This is a genomic window from Agrococcus sp. Ld7 (assembly GCF_045064095.1).
GTDB lineage: Bacteria > Actinomycetota > Actinomycetes > Actinomycetales > Microbacteriaceae > Agrococcus.
In genome coordinates, this window is record NZ_JBISGY010000032.1 from 1 (window position 1) to 20,344 (window position 20,344).

General features: G+C 67.5%; 16 protein-coding genes and 1 pseudogene. 3 read left to right on the forward strand and 14 right to left on the reverse strand.

The window, feature by feature from the left end:
* From ACJJVL_RS09130 to ACJJVL_RS09140, 3 genes are all read right to left on the reverse strand, one after another.
* A partial coding sequence (locus tag ACJJVL_RS09130) for a heavy metal translocating P-type ATPase (RefSeq protein WP_405218300.1) occupies positions 1 to 1,256 on the reverse strand: 1,256 nt, incomplete at its 3' end.
* Between the two features lie 75 nt (positions 1,257 to 1,331).
* Positions 1,332 to 2,315, reverse strand: a complete 984-nt coding sequence (locus ACJJVL_RS09135) for a heavy-metal-associated domain-containing protein (protein ID WP_405218301.1) — start codon at positions 2,313 to 2,315, stop codon at positions 1,332 to 1,334.
* The gene (locus ACJJVL_RS09140; RefSeq protein ID WP_405218302.1) at positions 2,312 to 2,524 is read right to left on the reverse strand and encodes a heavy-metal-associated domain-containing protein; all 213 of its coding nucleotides are present in this window, start codon (positions 2,522 to 2,524) and stop codon (positions 2,312 to 2,314) included. Before ACJJVL_RS09140 ends, ACJJVL_RS09135 begins: the two co-directional genes overlap by 4 nt.
* 101 nt (positions 2,525 to 2,625) lie before the next feature.
* Here ACJJVL_RS09140 and ACJJVL_RS09145 point away from each other — a divergent pair, with 101 nt between their 5' ends.
* Positions 2,626 to 3,789 carry an NAD(P)/FAD-dependent oxidoreductase gene (locus tag ACJJVL_RS09145; RefSeq protein ID WP_405218303.1) on the forward strand — a complete coding sequence of 388 codons (1,164 nt, stop codon included), beginning with the start codon at positions 2,626 to 2,628 and terminating at the stop codon, positions 3,787 to 3,789.
* Positions 3,790 to 3,809: 20 nt separating this feature from the next.
* On the opposite strand, the gene ACJJVL_RS09150 is transcribed toward ACJJVL_RS09145, so the two are convergent.
* The 5 genes from ACJJVL_RS09150 to ACJJVL_RS09170 all read right to left on the reverse strand — a co-directional run bounded on the left by ACJJVL_RS09150 (position 3,810) and on the right by ACJJVL_RS09170 (position 7,176).
* Complete coding sequence (locus tag ACJJVL_RS09150; protein WP_405218304.1) at positions 3,810 to 4,667, reverse strand: WD40/YVTN/BNR-like repeat-containing protein; 858 nt, start codon at positions 4,665 to 4,667, stop codon at positions 3,810 to 3,812.
* Between the two features lie 113 nt (positions 4,668 to 4,780).
* A complete protein-coding gene (locus tag ACJJVL_RS09155; protein ID WP_405218305.1) occupies positions 4,781 to 5,476 on the reverse strand; it encodes a DUF305 domain-containing protein in 696 nt (231 codons plus the stop codon).
* Entirely contained in the window at positions 5,476 to 5,901 is a 426-nt protein-coding gene (locus ACJJVL_RS09160; RefSeq protein WP_405218307.1) for a DUF6153 family protein, read from the reverse strand. The genes ACJJVL_RS09155 and ACJJVL_RS09160 overlap by 1 nt, the downstream gene beginning before the upstream one ends.
* A gap of 84 nt (positions 5,902 to 5,985) precedes the next feature.
* Entirely contained in the window at positions 5,986 to 6,588 is a 603-nt protein-coding gene (locus tag ACJJVL_RS09165) for a DUF305 domain-containing protein (RefSeq protein ID WP_405218308.1), read from the reverse strand.
* Between the two features lie 177 nt (positions 6,589 to 6,765).
* The gene (locus ACJJVL_RS09170; RefSeq protein WP_405218310.1) at positions 6,766 to 7,176 is read right to left on the reverse strand and encodes a four-helix bundle copper-binding protein; all 411 of its coding nucleotides are present in this window, start codon (positions 7,174 to 7,176) and stop codon (positions 6,766 to 6,768) included.
* A 243-nt stretch (positions 7,177 to 7,419) separates the two neighbouring features.
* Between ACJJVL_RS09170 and ACJJVL_RS09175 the strand changes: the two genes are divergently transcribed.
* Entirely contained in the window at positions 7,420 to 8,646 is a 1,227-nt protein-coding gene (locus tag ACJJVL_RS09175; protein ID WP_405218311.1) for a peptidoglycan DD-metalloendopeptidase family protein, read from the forward strand.
* Positions 8,647 to 8,686: 40 nt separating this feature from the next.
* Here the strand turns inward: ACJJVL_RS09175 and ACJJVL_RS09180 are convergent, their stop codons facing one another.
* Positions 8,687 to 10,066 carry a peptidoglycan DD-metalloendopeptidase family protein gene (locus tag ACJJVL_RS09180; RefSeq protein WP_405218312.1) on the reverse strand — a complete coding sequence of 460 codons (1,380 nt, stop codon included), beginning with the start codon at positions 10,064 to 10,066 and terminating at the stop codon, positions 8,687 to 8,689.
* Positions 10,067 to 10,664: 598 nt separating this feature from the next.
* On the opposite strand from ACJJVL_RS09180, the gene ACJJVL_RS09185 reads away from it, so the two are divergent.
* A complete protein-coding gene (locus tag ACJJVL_RS09185; protein ID WP_405218314.1) occupies positions 10,665 to 11,120 on the forward strand; it encodes a MerR family DNA-binding protein in 456 nt (151 codons plus the stop codon).
* Here ACJJVL_RS09185 and ACJJVL_RS09190 read toward each other — a convergent pair.
* From ACJJVL_RS09190 to ACJJVL_RS09210, 5 genes and pseudogenes are all read right to left on the reverse strand, one after another.
* Positions 11,100 to 12,082: pseudogene (locus ACJJVL_RS09190) on the reverse strand (arsenic resistance protein). The gene ACJJVL_RS09185 and the pseudogene ACJJVL_RS09190 overlap by 21 nt on opposite strands.
* A gap of 510 nt (positions 12,083 to 12,592) precedes the next feature.
* The gene (locus ACJJVL_RS09195; protein WP_405218316.1) at positions 12,593 to 13,507 is read right to left on the reverse strand and encodes a cation diffusion facilitator family transporter; all 915 of its coding nucleotides are present in this window, start codon (positions 13,505 to 13,507) and stop codon (positions 12,593 to 12,595) included.
* 69 nt (positions 13,508 to 13,576) lie between these two features.
* On the reverse strand, positions 13,577 to 14,617 hold the full coding sequence (locus ACJJVL_RS09200) for a type II glyceraldehyde-3-phosphate dehydrogenase (RefSeq protein ID WP_405218317.1): 1,041 nt from the start codon (positions 14,615 to 14,617) through the stop codon (positions 13,577 to 13,579).
* Positions 14,614 to 17,880, reverse strand: coding sequence for a beta-phosphoglucomutase family hydrolase (locus ACJJVL_RS09205; RefSeq protein WP_405218318.1), 3,267 nt, complete (start codon positions 17,878 to 17,880; stop codon positions 14,614 to 14,616). The genes ACJJVL_RS09200 and ACJJVL_RS09205 overlap by 4 nt, the downstream gene beginning before the upstream one ends.
* Positions 17,867 to 20,299, reverse strand: a complete 2,433-nt coding sequence (locus ACJJVL_RS09210; protein ID WP_405218319.1) for a phosphoketolase — start codon at positions 20,297 to 20,299, stop codon at positions 17,867 to 17,869. Before ACJJVL_RS09210 ends, ACJJVL_RS09205 begins: the two co-directional genes overlap by 14 nt.
* Positions 20,300 to 20,344: the final 45 nt, after the last annotated feature.

Here is a 20,344-nt window from a genome sequence, read left to right on the forward strand (position 1 = left end):
CCCGTGCCCACCAGCAGCGCGGTCGGGGTCGCGAGGCCGAGCGCGCAGGGGCAGGCGATGATCAGCACGGCGACGGCGGCGGTGAATGCGGCCGCGGCGGGGAAGCCGGCGCCGAGCCAGGCGCCGAGCGTGGCCACGGCGATGGCGATCACGATCGGCACGAAGATGCCGGAGATCTTGTCGGCGAGGCGCTGCACGTCGGCCTTGCCGGACTGCGCGTCCTCCACGAGCTTCGCCATCTGGGCGAGCTGCGTGTCCGAGCCGACCCGCGTGGCGCGCACGACGATGCGGCCGCCGGCGTTGACGGTGGCTCCGGTGACGGTGTCGCCCGCTCCGACCTCGACGGGCACCGATTCGCCGGTGAGCATGGAGGCGTCGACCGCGGAGGTGCCGGAGACGACCGTGCCGTCGGTGGCGATCTTCTCCCCGGGCCGGACGACGAACTCGTCGTCGACGGCGAGATCTGTGGTCGGGATGCGCACCTCGACGCCGTCGCGGAGCACGGCGACGTCCTTCGCGCCCAGCTCGAGCAGCGCTCGCAGCGCCGCGCCAGCCTGCCGCTTGGAGCGCTTCTCGAAGTAGCGGCCAGCCAGGATGAACATCGTCACCCCGGCGCCGACCTCCAGGTAGATGTTCGCGGCACCGTCACTGGGAGCGACGGTGAGCTCGAACGCGTGGGTCATGCCGGGGACGCCGGCGGTGCCGAAGAACAGGGCGTAGAGCGACCACAGCAACGCCGCGCTGGTGCCCATGGAGATGAGCGTGTCCATCGTCGCGGCCCCGTGCCGCAGGTTCGTCCACGCCGCCTTGTGGAACGGCCACGCGCCCCACACGATCACCGGCGCGGCGAGCGCGAGCGAGAGCCACTGCCAGTAGGTGAACTGCAGCGCCGGCGCCATCGCCATGGCGATCACGGGGACGGTGAGCACGACGGAGCCGATCAGCCGGTGCCGCAGACTGACCAGCTCAGCATCCGGAGCCTCGCTCTCGTCGTCCAGCATCGACGGCCGGTCTGGGGCGGGGAGCGCTGCCGTGTAGCCGGTCTTCTCCACCTCGGCGATCAGCAGCGCGGGATCGAAGTCCGCTGGTGCTGAGACCTTGGCCTTCTCCGTCGCATAGTTCACGGTCGCGGTGATGCCGTCGAGCTTGTTCAGCTTCTTCTCGATCCGCATCGCGCAGGATGCGCACGTCATCCCGCCGATCTCCAGCTCCATGCTGGTGGGGGAAGCTGCGGCTGTCGGCTGCGGGTCAGTCATGATCGTCTCCTCGTCGGGGCGTCGGGGCGTCGGGGCGTCGGGCGCGCAGTGCGGATCCCGGGGTAGGAAAGGTGGTCAGTGCCCGTCGTGATCAGCGTCATCGTCGGTGCCGCCGGCGGGCGCGTCGGGGATGCCCGCGCTGCCCGACGGGGGGATTGCGTCGAGCACGAACTGTGCGGTGTGCACCTGTCCGTCGACCTGGAAGCCGAGATACAGCAGGTAGAGACCGGTGGTCGGCACCTCCGCCGTAAACGACACGCCGGGGCCTGCCAGGTCGCCGGGCTGCGGCTCGTCGCCGTGCGCATGCACGTGCAGGTACGCGAGGTCGCCCTGGCGGAGGGCGACCAGGTGCCCGAAGGCGCCGAGGTAGGGCTCGAGATCGGCGACGGGGTCACCGTCCCGGGTCACCTCGACGGTCAGATCGCTCGCGCTGCCCGCCGCCAGCTCGCCGGTGATCGTCACATCGAAGCCGTCGACGTTGTCGCGAAGGCTGACGCCGGCCGGCGGCTGCGGTTCGAGCGTGCCGGCCACGTCGATCATGCGGGAGAGCGTGACGGTCGTGGCGTCCGGCGTCGTGAAGTCGGCGTACACCCGATAGCTGCCGGCGGCTTCCCATGTCCACGGCAGCGACCACGTTCCCGTCGCCGGATCGAGCTCCGGATGCACGTGACGGTACCCGGCGCCGTCGGTGCGGACCGTGATCAGATGCAGGTCCTTCCCGTGGGCAGTCTCGAATGCGGTCACCGGTGTGCCGTCGCCATCGAGGATCTGGAACGAGAGCGGGCTCGTCTCACCCGGCTGCGCGGGCGCGTCGATCGGTCCGATCATGAAGCCCGATTGGGCGATGGTGACTCCGGTCACGTCGATCTCCTGCTCTTCCCGCGTGGTTGCTGGTGGTGCGGTCGTGCTGGTGGCCGGATCGCTGTGGGCCCCTCGGTCGTCCTGCGACCAGGCGGCGACGGTGGCGTCCGGGACGACGGCTGCGGCGATGGCGAAGGTTCCGCCGAAGGCCAGCGCGAGACCAGCGCCGTAGATGACCAAGCGGCCGACGGTGTTCATCGGATCGGCGCCGCCTCGTAGCCGGCCTCATCGACCGCGGCGAGGATCGCCGCCTCGTCGACCGGCTGCGAGCCGGTGACCACGAGCCGGCCGGTCTGCGCGCTCACCTCGATGTTCTCGACACCCGCGACCTGCCCGACCTCGCCGCGGATCGCGACCTCGCAGTGGCTGCAGCTCATGCCGGTGACCTGGAACTCGGAGGTGCTCATGGTGTCTTCCTCTCACTTGACAAGATACCCCTGGGGGGTATTGGTTGAGACGACGATATACCCAGAAGGGGTATGCGCGTCAAGAGGAGGAGCTGAGCGCCATGTCGATGCTCGAGTCGGACGTCTTGATCGTCGGAGCAGGAGCCGCTGGGCACGCAGCGGCGGCCGCGCTGCGCGCAGCAGGGTTCACCGGCTCCGTGCGGATCGTGCATGACGAGCCGCATCCGCCGTACAGCCGAACCTTGGTCGACAAGGCGATCCTGCCCGGCCTGCTCACCGTCGAACAGGCGGCGCTCAAGGATCTGACGCCGCTCGGCGTCGAGCTCGTGCACGGGCGCGCGCTCACCATTGACGCGGATCGGCACGTCGTCCGCCTGCAGGACGGCCGGGCGCTGCCCTACAGCACCCTGCTGCTGGCGATGGGCAGCACGCCAAGGGCGCTTCCCGGCGGTGCTGGTCCCGGCGTCTTCTCGCTGCATCGCGCGGAAGACGCTCTGCGGATCCGCGACCACCTCGGGGACGATCCAACCGGGCGCACCGTGACGGTGCTCGGCGCTGGCCTGGTGGGGTCTGAGGTCGCGAGCTACTTCGCAGCGGCAGGCGCCGAGCTGCAATTGGTCGCGCGATCGGACGTGCCGCTCGCGCGCGTGCTCGGGCGCCCGATCGCGACGCGGCTTCGAGACCTGCACGCCGCGCACGTCGACGCCCACTTCGGGCGAGCCGTGACCGCACTGCTGCCGTCCGCTTCGCACACGGGCGTGAGGCTCGACGACGGCAGCGAGCTGCGCTCGGATCTGGTGATCGTGGCGCAGGGGACCGTGCCGGATACGTCATGGGCGTCCGGGGACGCCGAAGGGGTGAGGGTCGATGACCGCCTGCGGGCGGGCACGATCCCCGGTGCGTACGCGGCCGGCGCAGCAGCAGCGCACACGACCCCGGAGGGCTCGTGGCACCGCATCGACCACTGGGACGATGCCATGGCCCAGGGCGCGCACGCCGCGCGCACCATCCTGCACGACCTCGGTGAAGGCGAGGACCCGGGACCGTACCGCGCGGCCTCCGGTTTCAGCTTGAACGTCTACGGGACTTCGATCATGGGGGTCGGCACCGTGTCACCGAACGCGGTCGTCGGCACGGCCCGCTCGCGTGAGGGCAGCATCGTCACGACCTTCCGTGACGGCGACGGGTGCGTGACGGGGGCGGTCGGACTCTCGGCGGCCCGCGAGATCCTCGCCATCAAGGCCGAGCTCGCGGGCCGCCGATGACTTCCTGATGGCGGCAGGTGTCAGGAGATGAGCGGCTCCCAGCTCTGGCCGAGATCGCTGGTGCGCTGCAGCCCTGCCTCCGTCGCGACGATCACCTCGCCGCCCGGGAGGACCGTCAGCGCGTGGAACTGCCCTGGGGTCGTGCCTACTGGGGCCCACTGCATTCCAGGCTCAGACCGCCACAGCGTGCCGTCGAGATCGACACCGATGACCGTGTCCTCGGCATTGGCGAGCAGCACGAGTGGTGGGGCGCCCTCGACCGGTTGGAAGCTCTCGCCCGTGTCGGTGCTGACGCTGAGTCCGGCGATGCTCGTCAGCAGCAGCCCGTCGCTGGTGGCGAGCAGGTCATAGGGATCCGCTGCCGCGCCTTCGCGCCACGTCGCGCCCATGTCGTCGCTGATGAGGATCTGGCCCGCGTGCACGCCGACCACCGTGCCTGCAGCCGGGTCGTAGGTGAGCGAGTGGAAGTCGGCCACGCCCTCGAGCGATACGGCTTCCCAGGTCTCGCCCGCGTCGGAGCTGTGGATGAGACCGAGGTTCGGCCCCTGCAGGTGCTGAGGCCCAGACGCCCCGGGGTGGCCGGAGGCGAGCAGCTCGCCCCCGGCGCGGGTCAGGCCCATGAGGTCGATGACGTGCTCGCCCACCGGGCCTGCCACATCGCCGGAGTCGAGGTCGACGGTGAACAGGCCGTTGTGGGTGCCGACGAGCAACGACAGTCCGTCGTCGCTCGGGATGAGCTTGTGGATGTGGTTGTCCGTGGTGAGGGATGCCGCGGTCGCGCCCGTGGGGGCGCATGCAGTGGCGGCCAGGATGGTCGCGGCGGAGAGTGCGGCGGCCGCGGCGAAGCGCCGGTGGCGCGGTGATCGATGGAGTTGCATAGACCGTTCTTCTCGATGCAGTTGGCTGAGGGGAGCGGAGTGCCGGCGGCAGCCCACCCGGGAGTGATGCCGGTGTGGGGCGGCAGCAGAACCACCGCCCCCACACCTAGTCGTCACAGTTCGGTCAGCAGCGCTTCCATCTCGGCGATCTCTGTCGACTGGTCGCTGATGATGCGCTCGGCCAGCTCGACCGCTTCGGCGTTCTCGCCGCCGGCGACTTCGGCTTCCGCCATCTCCACTGCGCCGTCGTGATGCACGATCATCTGCTCCAGGAACAGGCTCGACGCCTCGGACCCCGGTGCTTCCTCAAGCTGCGCCATGTCGGCTTCCGACATCATGCCGCCGCCCGTGCCGGAGCCATGGTCCATGCCTTCCATGCCTTCCATGGGCTCCTCGCCCCAGGCCTCCAGCATGGCGTTCATGCGTTCGATCTCCGGCTGCTGCGCCGCCCGGATGCGCTCGGCGAGCTCGGCGACGCGCTCATCGACGTCCGACTTTGTGAGCAGTGTCTCGGACATCTCGATGGCCTGCTGGTGATGGGCGATCATGTTCGTCGCGAACATCACATCGTCCTGGTTGAAGCCCGTCACTTGCGCGCCGCCGGTACTGTTCTCCGTCGGGCTGCTCGAGGTCGAGGGGTTCGTGGCGGGCTCGGACGCGGCGGAGCAGCCGGTGAGCGCGAGGGCGATCGTGAGCGCGCTCGCTGCGAGCGCGCGCTTGGGTGCATGCATGGTGTTCTTCTCTCTGTCAGTCAGGATTGGTTGGGTTGGCCAGATGCGGCTGCATGGGTGCGGCCGCATCGGCTCCATCAAGTCCGGCTGATCGAGAGTGCGACGAGCGACGGGGTGGGAGCAAACCGTGCGAGGAGTGGGAAAGTGGAGCGCGTCGGTGGAGCGCTCGTTCGCACGAACCATCGCACTGGGGAGGCCGGCAACAGCAGCGTGAGTGCCAGCAGTGCCAGCACGCAGCTTGCGGCCATCACCCAGAGTTCGTCACAACCGGTCTCGCCGCAGTGGACTCCGGGCGCTGCGTGGTCGTCGCTCATCGACTGCGAGGCTGCCGTATGAGCAGCATCGTGCGCCGCATGAGGCGTCCCGCCGAGCACGTGCATGGCCAGCAGGCCGACGAGCACTCCGGTCACGGCGAGGATCAGCACGACCAACAGCAGGCGAGTGCGCGAGACCGCGTTACCCCGCCTGCCGCTCAGCGACCGCACCTCGACCACCGACCTCACTCGTCCAGCGTACCGCCCGGCTCGTCGAGCAACCGTGGCGACATGGGCTGGATCAGGGCTGCTGAACCAGCAGCCCCAGTTCGGTTATCCCGTCGAGCATTGACGCTCGGCCGGCTCCTCGTAGGCCGGCACGGGCCGAGCCTCTGCCTCCTGCTGCGTGGTCGCCGCATCGTTGGCTGCGATGTCGTCGATGAGCCACTGCATCTCGAAGATCTCGCGCCGTTGCGCCTCGCTGATCTCGACCGCCAGCTCGCATACCCGCACGTCGTCAAGGTTCGCGCGCTCGGAGCGCGTGATTGCGAGGGAGTGGTGCGGGATCATGGCACTCATGAAGTCGGAGTCGTTCACCGTGGCCTGAGTCCGATCGAGGGCAATACCGCCTCCCAACAACAGCACGCTCACAGCGATCACCGCGATATTCGCCTTCGGGTTCTTGTACATCTGCAGCATCCACGCGAGCATGACGATCCCCATGGCGCCGCCCATCGTCAACGCCATGAACAGGCGGCTCTCACTCCAGCGCACGTGGCCCCACTCCCAGGAGCCGGCGTACATCGCCGCATACATGACAACCATCCCGGTCAGGATCATGGCGGCGAACCGCAAGTACTGCTTCATGCCGGTGTGGGACTTATCCCGGCCGTCGTTGGAGTCTCGTCCGTGCTGGTGATCGTCTTCGTGTTCCATTCTCAATGCTCCTGTTTCGTCTCGTCGCGGCGGCGCCGAATCTGGTGGCCTGGTCCGCCGGGAACATGGTGCAGGCCTCGCCTGCACGCAGGCTTGAACCACGCAACCAGACGGCACGACCCGAGAGGCTGCGGGGGTCAGTACGTGGTGCGTCCTCCGGAGCGGAGGCGATGCAGGTCAGCCCAGTGCGGCAAGCAGGTTCGCGCATGCGCGCTCGCACCGGCGGCACGCCTCAGCGCACACGCGGCAGTGCTCATGCATCTGCGCGTGCTGCTCGCATTCGTCCGCGCACGCCTTACACGCCACCTGGCACGCCTCCAAGAGGGCACGAGTGACGTTGGCGTCGTAGCCGGTGTGACGTGAGAGCACGCGACCCGTCGTCTCGCACACGTCGGCGCAGTCCAGGTTGGTGCGAATGCACTTGGCGAGCTCAGCGACCATCTCCTCCGAGAGGCAGGCGTCGGCGCATGCGGTGCACGTCTGCGCGCACTCGAAGCAGGCTTCGATGCAGGCGGCCAGCACCTGCTGGTCGATGTCACCGAGGTCCTTCGGGTAGGTCTCGAGCATCGCCTTCACGTGGTGGCTCATGAGTCTCTCCTTCGCTCGTCCGTTCTGGTCTGTACTCCATCGAACCGGCTGCGGCGGGGATTGTCACCCCCTCGGTTTGCCATCCGGTGCCAGCGGGCGGAGCCGGGGGCCGGGGCCGCTGCGCTGTGCTCGGCGTCGCCGCCGGTGCCGGCGGAACGTTGACGGGGCCGTTACCAATCCGTTATATTCGATAGGTTCGCGCTGGACGCGATCCGTCGCGAGTCTCTGCATCGCCAGTTGCCGATGCGTCTCGCCGACGTCCGCTTGAAGAACCCTGAGGACCTACCTGGCGTGACGCAGCCCACATCCCCTGCACGGGCAGCGACCGAGGCTCCCTCACAGGCCGGCTCTGCACAGCCGGCCACCCGGCGAGCCCTGCGCGAGCAGGAGCGCGCGGCCCAGGCGATCGCCCGCACCGGCGCCGAAGCGCGTGCAACTGCTCGTGTGCAGGTGCTGCAGGGCTCCCCGTCGCTGTACACGAGTCGCCGTGCGATGCGTGAGGCCGCTACGCAGTCCGCCCGGGAGCTGACGGTCTCGAAGGCCGCGGCGGGCCCCTCGGTGGCCAGCATCACGATTGCGAACCCCGCACTGGGCGCCGACAACGAGCTTCCGGCAACCGGAGGGTCTCCTGCGCCGCGGCGGCTGGCGCCTCGCACGATCCGGCAAGCAGTTCCGACCGCTCCGCCGTCCCGTCCCGCCCCCCGAGCCCGCAACCTGGCGCGAAAGTTCACGGCGGGCAGTGCGCTGGTGTTCATCGGATCGCTCGTCGCCGTCACCTCTCTCCCCGCACAGGCGATTGAAGCGCCAACACTCGCGCCGGAGGTGTTGTCGATCGAACCGAGCTCCCAGGAGTTGGATCGCGTCAACGCCGACAACGACACATTCTTCGCACGCGACGAGATCGTCGTCACCGACCCGCTCGCCGGCGCGAGCATGTCGGATGACGAGTTCGCGAGCTATCAGGCAGTCGCCGACTCAGAGGCGTCCGGCTCGTCGTATGGGGGAGATCCCGCGTTCCCACGGGTCTGGGAGATGCTCAGCACCGACTATGTGCAGAGCCCGTTCCCGAGCTTGGCGCAGTTGCGGATCACGAGTCCGTTCGGATATCGCCCGGGAGGATCCCATGGGGGAACGGATATCGCCCCCGGCCTCGGCACGGAAATTCGGCCCGTTGCGAACGGTGTCGTCTCGGCCGTCTGGCAGGGCAACAATCCCGGCGGTGGCGGCTACACCGTCTTCATCGACCACAACATTGATGGGCAGTTTGTGCAGTCCTGGTACGCGCACATGCTGCCCGGCTCGATCCAAGTCGAAGTCGGACAGGTCGTCGACATCACGACGGTCATCGGTCAAGTAGGCAGCTCCGGCCGCTCGACCGGCCCCCATCTGCACCTCGAGATGAAGAACACCGACTACGTCTCCTTCGATCCGATGCTGTGGCTGCAGACTCGTGAGATGAACCTCGAGTAGCGGTTAAAAGGCCGCCTGGCCGGTTGCCACGCGGCAGCAGTCAACGCAGGGAAACGCCTCGCGCGTTCAGGAAGGTTTCGGGGTTCACGAGCGTGCCGCCGACGCGCAGCTGGAAGTGCAGGTGGCAGCCGGTGACGTAGCCCGTCCTGCCTTCGTACGCGACGACCTGGCCGGCTTGCACACGTTGTCCTGGCGCCACGCTGGCGGGTCGCATCATGTGGTAATACTCGGTCCGCACGCCGCCGCCGTGATCGATATAGAGCATGTTGGCGCCGTAGGTGTCGCGCGAACGCAGCGTCACGACGCCGTCGGCGGCGGCATAGATCGGTGCGCCGCACCCGGCGGCGATATCGACGCCGGCGTGCAGTTTGCGACCGAGCCGGCCGAGCGGATCGTTGCGCATGCCGTAGGCCGAGGTGAAGCGGCCATATAGGGGCGTCTGCCAGCCGCTGTCGCCAGACGGGGCAACAGGGACCACCGTGCCACCGCCGGTGCCTCCGTTTTCGCGAGCGGCTGCGTCCAGCCGGCGCTGCTCCTCGAGCGCGCGCTGGCGGGCAGCCTCGCGCTCCTGCGCTTCGCGCTCGCGTCGCAGCCGCTCCTGTTCGGCCAGCCACGCACGGTGGCGCTGCCCTGCCTGGTAGTCGTCCTCGGTCGCGCGGCGATTCTCGACGAGCACCTGAAGCTGCGCCTCGAGCTCGACGCGATGCCCCTGCTGCGCCACGACCGCCTCTTGCGCGGCGGTTGCCGACGCCTGCGCGGCCGCGTACGCCTCTTCAGCAGCGAGCTTCAGCTCGCGCAACGCGTCGCGGGCGACCGCGGCCTGATCCTGCAGCGACTGCGCCGTGTTGGCGTCCTGCTGCGCCTGCTCGTAAAGGGTGTCAGCGGTGCCTGCGACGCGGTCCAGCATGTCGAGCTCATGCAGCCAGTCGTCGGCCGAGCCGGGGTTGGCGAAGAGTTGGGCGCTCATGTCGCCCGTGCCGCCCGTGCGTGCGAGTTGCGCGGCGAGCTGGCCGGCGGCCAGCTGCGATTCTTCGGCGCTCGCCGAGGCGTCGTCGGCCTGCTGCTGCAGCCCCTCGGCCGCCGCGACGGCCTCGTCGTAGACGCGTTGCGCCTCGATCGCCTCTGCCGCGCGCTGGTCGGAGAGCGCCTGCGCGTTGGCGGCGTCGGACTCGAGCTGCGAGATGAGCGCGCGGATCTCGCCGATCTGCTGGTCCTTGGCGTCCTCGTTGCCGCGGGCGGCCTCAACCTCTGCCCAGGTCGGGAAGCCGTACTCGTCGGCGGCCAGTGCCTGTGGCGCGCCTGGTGCTACCAGGGTCGCGAGCATAGCGCCGATGGCGACGGTGGCCGCGATGCGAGAGTGGAGGCTGCGCCAGCACGAGTTCGCCCGGCCGGCTCGTTCGGTCCGCTCGGGCTGGGCCATGGTCTTCCCGTCTCACAGCTTCGGTCGCTGCATCCTCAGCTGTCGTTCGCGGTCACGCCACGATCGAGCACACGGTACCAACGTTCATGCTCCACCTCACGGTGAATCGCCAGCGGGTGTCGTGCGTTCCGAGTTAGTCGGTGACGTTGATGATCATAGTCAAGCCGCCGGCGCCGTCGGTTTCGACGTTGTTGTTGGTGATGTGGCAGGGGATGAGCCATTGTTCCCGGTTCGAGCGCCTCGCCGTCGTGGGCGACGATGGCGAGGGCCTCGGAGGACGAGCAGGGCAGCCCGCGTAGCACCTCGGCGTCTCGGGCTTTTCGGTGAATCGGCTGAGCTTCACTCCGACATCAGCGGACGTTCGTCGTCGCGAACGTTTCGAGATTTGTGGAGTCCCACCAGTTGCGCGATCCGCAGCGTTGCGGGATCAATGTCGGCGACAAAGAGCCAGGCCAGCTCAATAGGCCGCCAGGGAGGCCTCGTGCTGCTCGTTCTTCGAGTTCAGCATCAGTCAGCGGTGAGGTGGCGCTCGACGTCGGCGTGCGGCAGAGCACTATGCGATTCTGAGCTCGCTGCAGGCGAAGGCAGAGGTGCGGGCGTGACGCTCCGCAGCGGTCAGGTCGCGGAGCGTGCGGGTGTCGGTGTGCGCGACTATGAGCGTCGCGGTCTGCTCGCGGCGCCGTCTCGCAGCCTGGGCGGCCACCGTGCCTACTTTGAGGACACGGTCGCGTTATTGCGCGTGATCAAGTCCGCACAGCGGCTCGGGTTCAGCCTCGACGAGGTGGCCGAACTGCTCGACGCCGGCCGTCGACGCCACCCTGCACCGGATCTGCGCAGCAGTGCGCTGGCCAAGATCGAGGAGATCGAACAGAAGATCGCTGATCTCTCAACAATCCGCGATTCGCTGCGGCAGGTGGTCGATGCCCGCTGTGACAGCCTCGCCGGCTGCACGTGCGCGCAGTGTCCGATCTCGTATGCGGACCTCGTCGTCGCCGAACCAACTGCGCGATCACCAATCGAGCGGTTCCGGCAGTTAGGCATCCAGCCGCGCTGATCCTGTTGGCCGCGCCCGCACCAGGCGGGGGATGAGCCGCACGTAGACGACCATGCCGACGAGCTCGACCAGCGTCTGCGTCACGACGACCAGGGCCGCCAGAGATAGCTGCTCCGGAAGGGCGAGCGCAAGGGGTAGCACCACGAGCGAGTTCCGCGTGGCGCCGCTGAACGCCACGGCGCGAGTCGCCGGCACCTCGAGACGTGCCACCCGGCCCGCCAGGATGCCGAGCGGCACCATCCCGATCAGGAACGCCACGAAGATCGGTGCGACGGCGGCGAGTGCGAGGAGCTCACCGCCGATGCCGGCGACCTGGGATGCGACGACGACCGCGAGGGTCAGCATCATCATCGGCACCATCGCACCGCGTGCGATGCTCATGATCGGTTGGCCGCTGCGGTGCCTGGTTGCGAGCCATTGTGTACCCGCGGCCGCTGCGAGTGGAAGCACGATGAGGACGAGGAAGGCCTCGACGAATGGGCCGAGTTCGACCAGCCCCATGGTCTCCGGGCCGACGAAGAGCAGCAGATAGAGCGGCAGAAGCAGCATCTGCCCAAGCATGAGCAGCGGTGACGCTGCGAGCAGGCGAGCGCTGTCTGCACCGGCCAGGGCGGAGAAGACGATGACGTAGTCGATGCACGGTGTCAGCAGCACGAGGAGCAGCCCGAGGAGCACTGCGGCGTCTGCGGCGACGAGCCTGGACAGCCCGAAGGCCACGGCTGGCACTACCGCGAAGCGAGCACGGTGGTCAGGAACCGCAGATCGCGCGCAGCGGCGCGGATCGCAGCGAACGGCAGCCCCAGGAAGGTCGCGTAGAGCAGCAGCACGAGCACGGGGGTGATGGCGTGCGTCAACGGCTCGCCGAGCGAGGGCAGCGCCATCCCGAGTGGCACCGCGGCTGCGATCGCGCCGAGGTAGAGGGGGATCTGCCATCGCTCCCCCCAAGCCACGACCGACCCCATCGTCCAAGACTACGGAGACGCGTTCGGCCCTGCGCCACGAAACCGAGAACGCTGCGTCACGGCTGCGCCACGAAATTGAGAATGCGCCACCGAAATTGAGAATCTACAAAGTTGCTGTTGCTGTAGGTTCTCCCGCTCCGTGTCGCGCGAGAGCCGCGTGATTCCGGGGAAGTCGGAACGCCGTTAGGCGCCCGCAATTCTCACGTTCGTGTCGCAATCCTCAGATCGAGAGGGCAGCGAGGTGGGTTCTCGCGTTCGGTGACGCACCGGGCCCGCGGGATTCTGGGGGAGCGGGCAGAACCAGGCCCGGCAGCCGGTGATCCGCCACGTCCCGCCGGTCGTGGTCTTGAACTGGCTGAAGTCCAGCTGCCACACCTGGTTCGGCCCCGTTGGCGTGACCGCGAAGGCGGCCTTGCGCTGCTGCGCGAGCTGGCGGTGACGGTGCTCACCGAAGGTCCCCAGAGTTGCTCATCGACCTTCCTCAGGTCGCGGGGTCAGATTAGCGCCGAGCTAGGGCTGTCTGGTGATGTCAATGCTCGTGGCGGCCTCGGCCGGGCAGGTGCGCTCGACCTGCAGCGTGGAGAAGTAGATGTCGAACCGATCGGTGAGCAGGTCGGACGCTTGTTTCAGCACGGCCTCATGCTGGGACGGGTTGGCCACGTGCAGGTGCGCGGAGAAGACGGTGCGCCCCGAGGTGATGGCCCACGCATGCACGTGATGGACGTCCGCAACCCCGTTGATCTCCCCAAGGGCCGCAATCGCTGCCGGCAGGTCAAGGTCTTCCGGGGTGCCTTGCATCAGGATTCTCAGGGCCGACCGGATGATGGTCCACGACGCCCACAGCAGCACCACGCCGAAGACCATGCCAAGCAGCGGGTCGATCGCGAGGAAGCCTGTCAACTGGATGACCACCGCGGAGATGATGATGATGATGCTGCCGACGAAGGTCTGCAGGATGTGCCAGAACGCGCCCTTGATGTTCAGGTTCGTCTTCTGGCGCTGATAAAGCAGCCGGAATGCGATGAGCTCGGTGACAATGCCCCCGGCAGCCACCCCATACATCACCGTGGTGGGCAACTCGATCGGGTCGGCCAGCCGCATCGCTCCCATGTAGAACACATACGCGGCCATCAGGGTGAGGAAGAGCCCGTTGAACAGAGCCCCGATGATCTCCGCGCGAGCCCACCCGAAAGTCTCCTTCGCCGTGGCGGGGCGCTGGCTCAGACGCTGGGCGACCAGCGCGATCAGCACCCCACCGACAGCCGAAAACGTGTGGAAGGCATCGGAGATCACCGCGACCGATCCGGACCACAGCCCGATGACCAACTCGATGACGAAATACACTCCCGTCAGCCATCCCGAGATGCGCAGCGCTCGGCTGTCTCCTCCAGTGGGGAGGTGCGTACTGTGACCGTCTTTGCTCATGGCTTCCTCCTAAAGGCTTTGAAAGGGCGATCGCGGTGGCGCTCTTCACGGCGGAACCTGAGCCACCGATCAGTCGGACGAGCCGAGAAAGTCTTGCGACATGCCGAGCGACCGGTCAGTCAGTCTCATGGAGGTCTCGGCGTCGGGCGCGGTCTTGGTCAAGGCGCGGATAGCGTCGATGGTCTCAGAAACGACGATAGCTTCGTTGAAGACCTGGTATGTCAGATAGGCCTCGTCACCTTCCACGGTGACCAGGTCTTCCCAGACCGCAACTTCCCACATGTCGCCGCGGGGCCGGCCGAGATCCTTCATCAGTTCGACGGTCGAGTTCAGCGCGACGAGGCCGTCAGCCATTCTGATGAACGCGATGCGCGGCGCCGCGCGTAGAGCGGCGAGCACCTCTTCCCGGCTCGCGGCGCGGGTGAGATGAATCGTCCAGTAGTGGTTGTGAGTCTGGGTATGGGCGGCCTTGGCCGCGATGGTCACAACGTCGAGGTCAGGCAGGACCGTCTGCGCATCCGGCCCCTGGTGCGACGGGATGCTCTGCTCCGGAACCATCGTGTTCATGATCCCCCCAAGGTGTGACTCCCACGGATCGGTCGCGCGGCGGATCAGGACACCGCGGGCCTTCGCAAGCAGGTTTGCGTTCTGCAGCGCACCGAGGACCCGCACGATGCTGGTGGTGTTGCAGGAGACCACGCGGGTCATGTTGCGCCCCAAAGCGCTCTCGAAGTTCGCTTGGGCCACGAACGAGTGCCCTGTCGTCGCGTGCGATTCCCCGCCCTGCAGCACGACCTTGACTCCAGCCTGCCGGTACCGCGGCAGATTGTCGGCCGCCACGTGCTTCGGAGTGGTGTCGGCGACGACGTCCGCTTGCTGCAGCAGATCCTCCAGCGAGCCCGCGACGGGCAGTCCGGCTTGAAGCATCTCGTCGCGCGCCCGATCGGTCGACGCGAACAGCGGCAGCCTCCCCGCAACGGACTGGATCCGCCAGTCGGTGACGACGTCGGCGACGCCGACCAACTCCATATCGGGCTGCAGCAGGACCGCGTCTGCGACCCGCTTCCCGATGACGCCGTATCCGTTGACGGCCACTCTGGTCTTGTTCATTCCCTTGCCTCTCCGAAGTGCTGTTGTCTCGTCTGTTGCACGGTCCGTTCAGGACCGTCTGGGACCGCCCTGTCGGTTAGAACGAACTCTTCGCAGCCGCCGCCGGCGAGGGGCACGTACCTTCCGGCGACCCCGACTCGGACAGGGGGAGCGGTACTGGGCTGCAACCGGATGAGCAGACTCTCTGCGCTCAGGGCAACGTCGATGAGGTGCCCCCGGTAGTGGATCTCGAACTCGACGGTTCCCAGGTTGGCGGGCAATCGGGGCGTGAAGGTGAGGGCATCGGCTTCGGTCTGCAGCCCCGCGAATGAGCGGGCGACGATGTCGACTGTTCCCGACATGGCCCCTAGGTGGATTCCCTCACGAGTGGTGCCGCCTTGGGTGTCGTCCAGGTCGGCGACCAGCGCTTCGCGGAAGAGTGCCCAGGCCCGGGACTCATCGAACTGGGAGAGCACCGAGGCATGGACGACCCGGCTCAGGGTGGAGCCCTCCGAGGTGCGGGAGATGTAGTAGTACACGGTGCGTTCGAGGTCGGCTCGCGTGAAGGGATAGCCGAGACGGTGCAGCTGCCCGATCACGCCGGTTGGCCCGAGCAGATAGATGAGCATGAGCACGTCGGCTTGCTTGGCCAGCTTGTACCGGTTCGTCGTGTCGTTCTCTGCTTCCAGGATCAGATCCAGCCGCCCGATGTTCCCGTACTTCGCGCGGTAGCGCGGCCAGTCGAGCTCGATCAGGTCCTCGTATCCGTCGAACTGGCTGATGACTCGGTCGGCATGGAATGACACGGCGAGCGAGCCAGCCAGCCGGGACCAGTGGCTGAGCTCTTCGGGAGCGATCTGGAGACGGTCGATCAGATCATCCGCTTGGTGGCCCGCGAGTTCGGTCAGGACATCGGCAGCACGGTCGCACGCCCAGGAGAGCAGGACGTTGGTGTAGGCGCTGTCCGTCAGGCCCGCGCCGGGTGCATCGGGGTATCCGTCGTGGTACTCATCCGGGCCCATGACTCCGGTCAAGCGGTATCGGTTCGTGGCAGTGTCGAGGGTGACCAGGGACGCGAACATCCTCGTCACCTCGACGATCAGCTCCGCCCCACGCGTGGCCAGCCAGCCTCGATCGCCTGTGGCCTGGAAGTACTGCCATGCGTTGTACGCGACGGCGAGGCCGACGTGCCGCTGTCGGCTGGAGTTGTCCGGCATCCAGCGGGCTGACCGGGTGTTGTAGAGCCAGCGAGGCGTCTCCTCCCGCCCGTCGCTGCCGCTCTGCCAGGGGAACAGCGCTCCCTCGAGGCCCTGCTTGCGGGCGGCCGCCCGCGCGGCGTCCAGCCGCCGCAACCGGTACTCCAGCAATGCGCGACTCACCTGCGGGAGCCGGGACCCGATCACGGGCATGACGAACAGTTCGTCCCAGAAGACGTGCCCGCGATAGCCTTCCCCATTCAGTCCCCGAGCAGGCACGCCAGCATCGAGGGTGGCGGTGTGCTCAGATATCGCCTGCAGCACGTGGAAGACGTGCAGGTTGAGGATCAGCTGGGACTGCCGGTCTGCATCGAGGGTGATCGCGAACCTGTCCCAGAGGCGCCGCCAAGCCGCTTCGTGATTTCCGAGCAGCGCGTCGAACCCGCCACGGTTCCGGGACAGCTCCGCCAAGACAGCGCCCGCCGGCGACGAGATGGCAGTGTCCCGGGAGGTTGCCAGCGCCACCGTCTTGGTCATCGTGACCGGTTCTCCGTCGGTCAGGCGGAGATCGAACTGCCGCCGGTGCCGGCCGGTGCTGGTCTCGGGATGATGGCGTGTCGCGTCGGGGCCGTCGATATCGCTCCGGACGGCGAGGGCGATGCGCACTCGGCTCTGATTGGTCTCGACCTCGCAGAGGACGGTGCTGTCGTCCGTCTCTCTGAACACGGCATCCGTCAGATGGACCTTGCCTGTGCCTGCATAGGCGCGGACGTTGGTGTTGGCGACCCGCGCGTCGATCCCGGCCCGGATGCTGACGGCGCCGTTGAAGCCCCGAGCGGTCAGCGTGGTCTCGAGGGCAGCCAGGTGAGGGTTGTGCATCGAGACCAGGCGGCGCTGCACCACCGCGAGCCGTTCCCCGCCCGGGCCGGTGAGGGTGGAGTGACGGGTCAGCACACCCCGACGCAGATCCAGCTCGCTCCGATCCTTCGGGACGTCGATCTCTCCGGTTGACCACCAGGGACCGTCGCCGATGCGAACGTCCACCGGCAGCCAGTTGGGGACGTTGACCAGGTGTTCCTCTTCCAGCTCGCGGCCGTGGATGATGCCGACAGTGCGGTTGTAGATGCCGGCCAGATAGGTTCCGGGATAGTGGGTCCCGTCATCGCTTCGCTCCGGGCGCGCGCCTCTGGTGGCCATGTACCCGTTGCCCAGTGCGGTGAGGGTCTCCCTGTGGCCCTCGTGCGCCGGATCGAACCCTTCGTAGCTCAGCGTCCACGGGTCGGTGCGCGAGGCGCCCAGATCCAGTTGGCTGACGTCTCCCAGGACGACATCGGCCCCTGCGTCCTCCAGTTGCTCCCGATCTCCCGTGCGGTCGATCCCCACGACCAGTCCGAACCCGCCGGTGCGCGCGGCCCGTACTCCGGAGACGGCGTCCTCAATGACCGCGACCTGTTGGGGCGCCACCCCGAGCCGGTGCGCAGCCTCCAGGAACATGGCCGGATCGGGCTTGCCGGGCAGCCCCAGATCCCCGGCCACTCGGCCGTCGACGATCACGTCGAACGCCGCCTCCAGGCCGGAATCAGCCAGCAGTGCGCTCGAGTTCCTGCTGGCGGTGACGAGGCCCACGGGGACCCCTCCGGCGCGGAGACGCTCCAGCAGTGCGACCGTGCCGGGGAAGGCGCTCGCGCCGTCACGCGCCAGCGCAGCCAGGAACAGCTCGTTCTTCCGTGCCCCCAATCCGGCCACCGTCAAGGCGTCGGGGGGATCGCCGGGCGACCCCTCGGGGAGCCGGATGTCGCGAGAGGCCAGGAAGGCGCGGATGCCATCCGCGCGGCTCCGCCCATCGACGTAGAGCCGGTAGTCCTGATCCGGGTCGAAGGGGTGGTTCGACTGCGCGCCGGACCTCGGGTCTGCGAGGAAGGAGTCGAACAGTTCCTGCCAGGCCGCCGCATGCACGGTGGCCGTCTGAGTCACCACCCCGTCCATATCGAACAGCACGGCGTCATAGGGCACTGCGGTGCGGTGGTCGGAGCGCGCTGGCGAGGGAATGTCCGCGGCGTGCTGCGGAGTCATGTCAAGCGGGCTCATCCAGTGGTTCCTGCTCACGCTGGTTGGCGGGCCCGGGGGCGGCCGTCCACTCCCAGTTCCTGATCTCCGGCATGTCTTCGCCGTGGGTGCGGATGTACTGGCGGTGCTCGACGAGCTTGTTCAGGAGCCCCTCGCGTACGTGCGCCGAGACGTCCTTGAGGCGCGGCACGCGGTCGATCGCGCTGATCGCGAGATTGAGCCGGTCGATCTTGTTCAGCACACACATATCGAACGGCGTCGTCGTGGTGCCTTCTTCCTTGTATCCGTGGACGTGGAGGTTGCCGTGGTTGGTGCGCCGGTAGGTGAGTCGATGGATGAGCCACGGATAGCCGTGGTAGGCGAAGATCACCGGCTTGTCTGTGGTGAACAGCGCGTCGAACTCCCGGTCAGACAGGCCGTGCGGGTTGTCGGCCTCGTCCTGCAGCCGCAGCAGATCGACCACATTCACCACCCGGATGGATAGGTCCGGGAAGTGGTAGCGCAGGATGTCGACCGCGGCCAGGGTTTCCATCGTGGGCACGTCTCCGGCGCAGGCCATGACCACGTCGGCTTCCGCATGCGCGTCCGTGCTCGCCCAGTCCCAGATGCCGATGCCCTTTGTGCAGTGCGCGATGGCATCCGGCATGTTCAGGTACTGCAGCTGCGGCTGCTTGCCCGCCACGATGACGTTGACATACTGACGGCTGCGCAGGCAGTGATCGGCTACCGACAGCAGAGTGTTGGCGTCCGGGGGCAAGTACACTCTCACGACCTCGGGCTTCTTGTTCAAGACGAGGTCGATGAATCCGGGATCCTGGTGCGAGAAGCCGTTGTGGTCCTGCCGCCACACGTGCGAGGTCAGCAGATAGTTGAGGGATGCGATCGGCCGGCGCCAGGGGATGTCGTTCGTCGTGTCCAGCCACTTGGCGTGCTGATTGAACATGGAGTCGACGATGTGGATGAACGCCTCGTAGCAGGAGAAGAGTCCGTGCCGTCCCGTGAGGAGGTAGCCTTCCAGCCAGCCTTGGCAGGTGTGCTCGGAGAGGATCTCCATCACGCGTCCGTCGCGCGCCAGACCGTCGTCGTCAGGCGTGGTGTGAGCGTTCCAGGCACGGTCGGTTGCTTCCAGGATCGCTGAGAGGCGGTTCGAGTTGTTCTCGTCCGGGGCGAAGACCCGGAAGTTGTCCTCGTTGCCGGCCATCGTGTCCCGCAGCATCTCGCCGAGGACGCGTGTCGCTTCCACCGCTCCGGTGCCAGGCTCGGTCACCGGCACGGCGTAGTCGCGGAAGTCGGGCATCCGCAGGTCTCGCAGCAGCGCCCCGCCGTTCGCGTGCGGGTTGGCGCTCATCCGTCGTGTCCCTCCGGGGTGCAGGTTGCGGATGGCTTCCACGGGCGCCCCGGACTCGTCAAAGAGCTCCTCCGGGCGGTAGCTGCGCAGCCAGTCCTCGAGGACCTGACGGTGGCTGTCGTTCTCGCGAGCTGCGCTGAAGGGCACTTGGTGGGAGCGCCAAGAGCCCTCGACCTTCTTCCCGTCCACCTCGGCGGGGCCCGTCCACCCCTTGGGGGATCGGAGCACGATCATCGGCCAGCGCGGCCTCTCCGTCTTGCCCTCCTCGCGGGCGCCGCGCTTGATCTCCTGTATCTCGTCGACGCAAGCGTCCAGGGCTCTGGCGAAGTTCTGGTGCATCTGTTCGGGGTCGTCGCCCTCGACGAAGTACGGAGCATGGCCGTAGCCGCGCAGGAGTTTGTCGAGCTCGTCACGGTCGATTCGTGCGAGGACCGTTGGGCTGGCGATCTTATAGCCGTTCAGGTGCAGGATCGGCAGGACGGCCCCGTCTCGGGCGGGGTTCATGAATTTGTTGGAGTGCCAGCTCGCAGCCAGCGGCCCGGTCTCCGCTTCTCCATCGCCCACCACGGCCGCGACGATCAGGTCCGGGTTGTCGAAGGCTGCGCCGTATGCGTGGGAGAGGGCATAGCCCAGCTCCCCGCCTTCATGGATGGATCCGGGAGTCTCCGGGGCGACGTGACTGGGAATGCCTCCTGGGAAGGAGAACTGCTTGAACAGCCGTCTCATGCCGGCCAGGTCCTGAGTGACATCGGGGTAGATCTCGCTGTAGGTCCCCTCCAACCAGCCGGCCGCCACCGGGCCTGGTCCACCGTGTCCGGTGCCCATGACGTACATCATGTTCAAGTCGCGCTCCATGATGCTGCGGTTCAAGTGGGCGTAGATGAAGTTCAAGCCCGGGGTGGTGCCCCAGTGCCCTAGCAGCCGCGGCTTGACGTGCTCCGGCAGCAGCGGCTCCCGCAGCAGCGGATTGTCCATCAGGTAGATCTGTCCCACGGACAGGTAGTTCGCCGCCCGCCACCAGGCGTGGATGCGATGCAGCTGGTCGGGTGTCAGCACGGCTCCCTTGTCGGAGTGCTCCGGGGTGGGCTTCATGATGGAATCACCTCTCGATATCGTCACAACGTGGTCGGCCAGCGC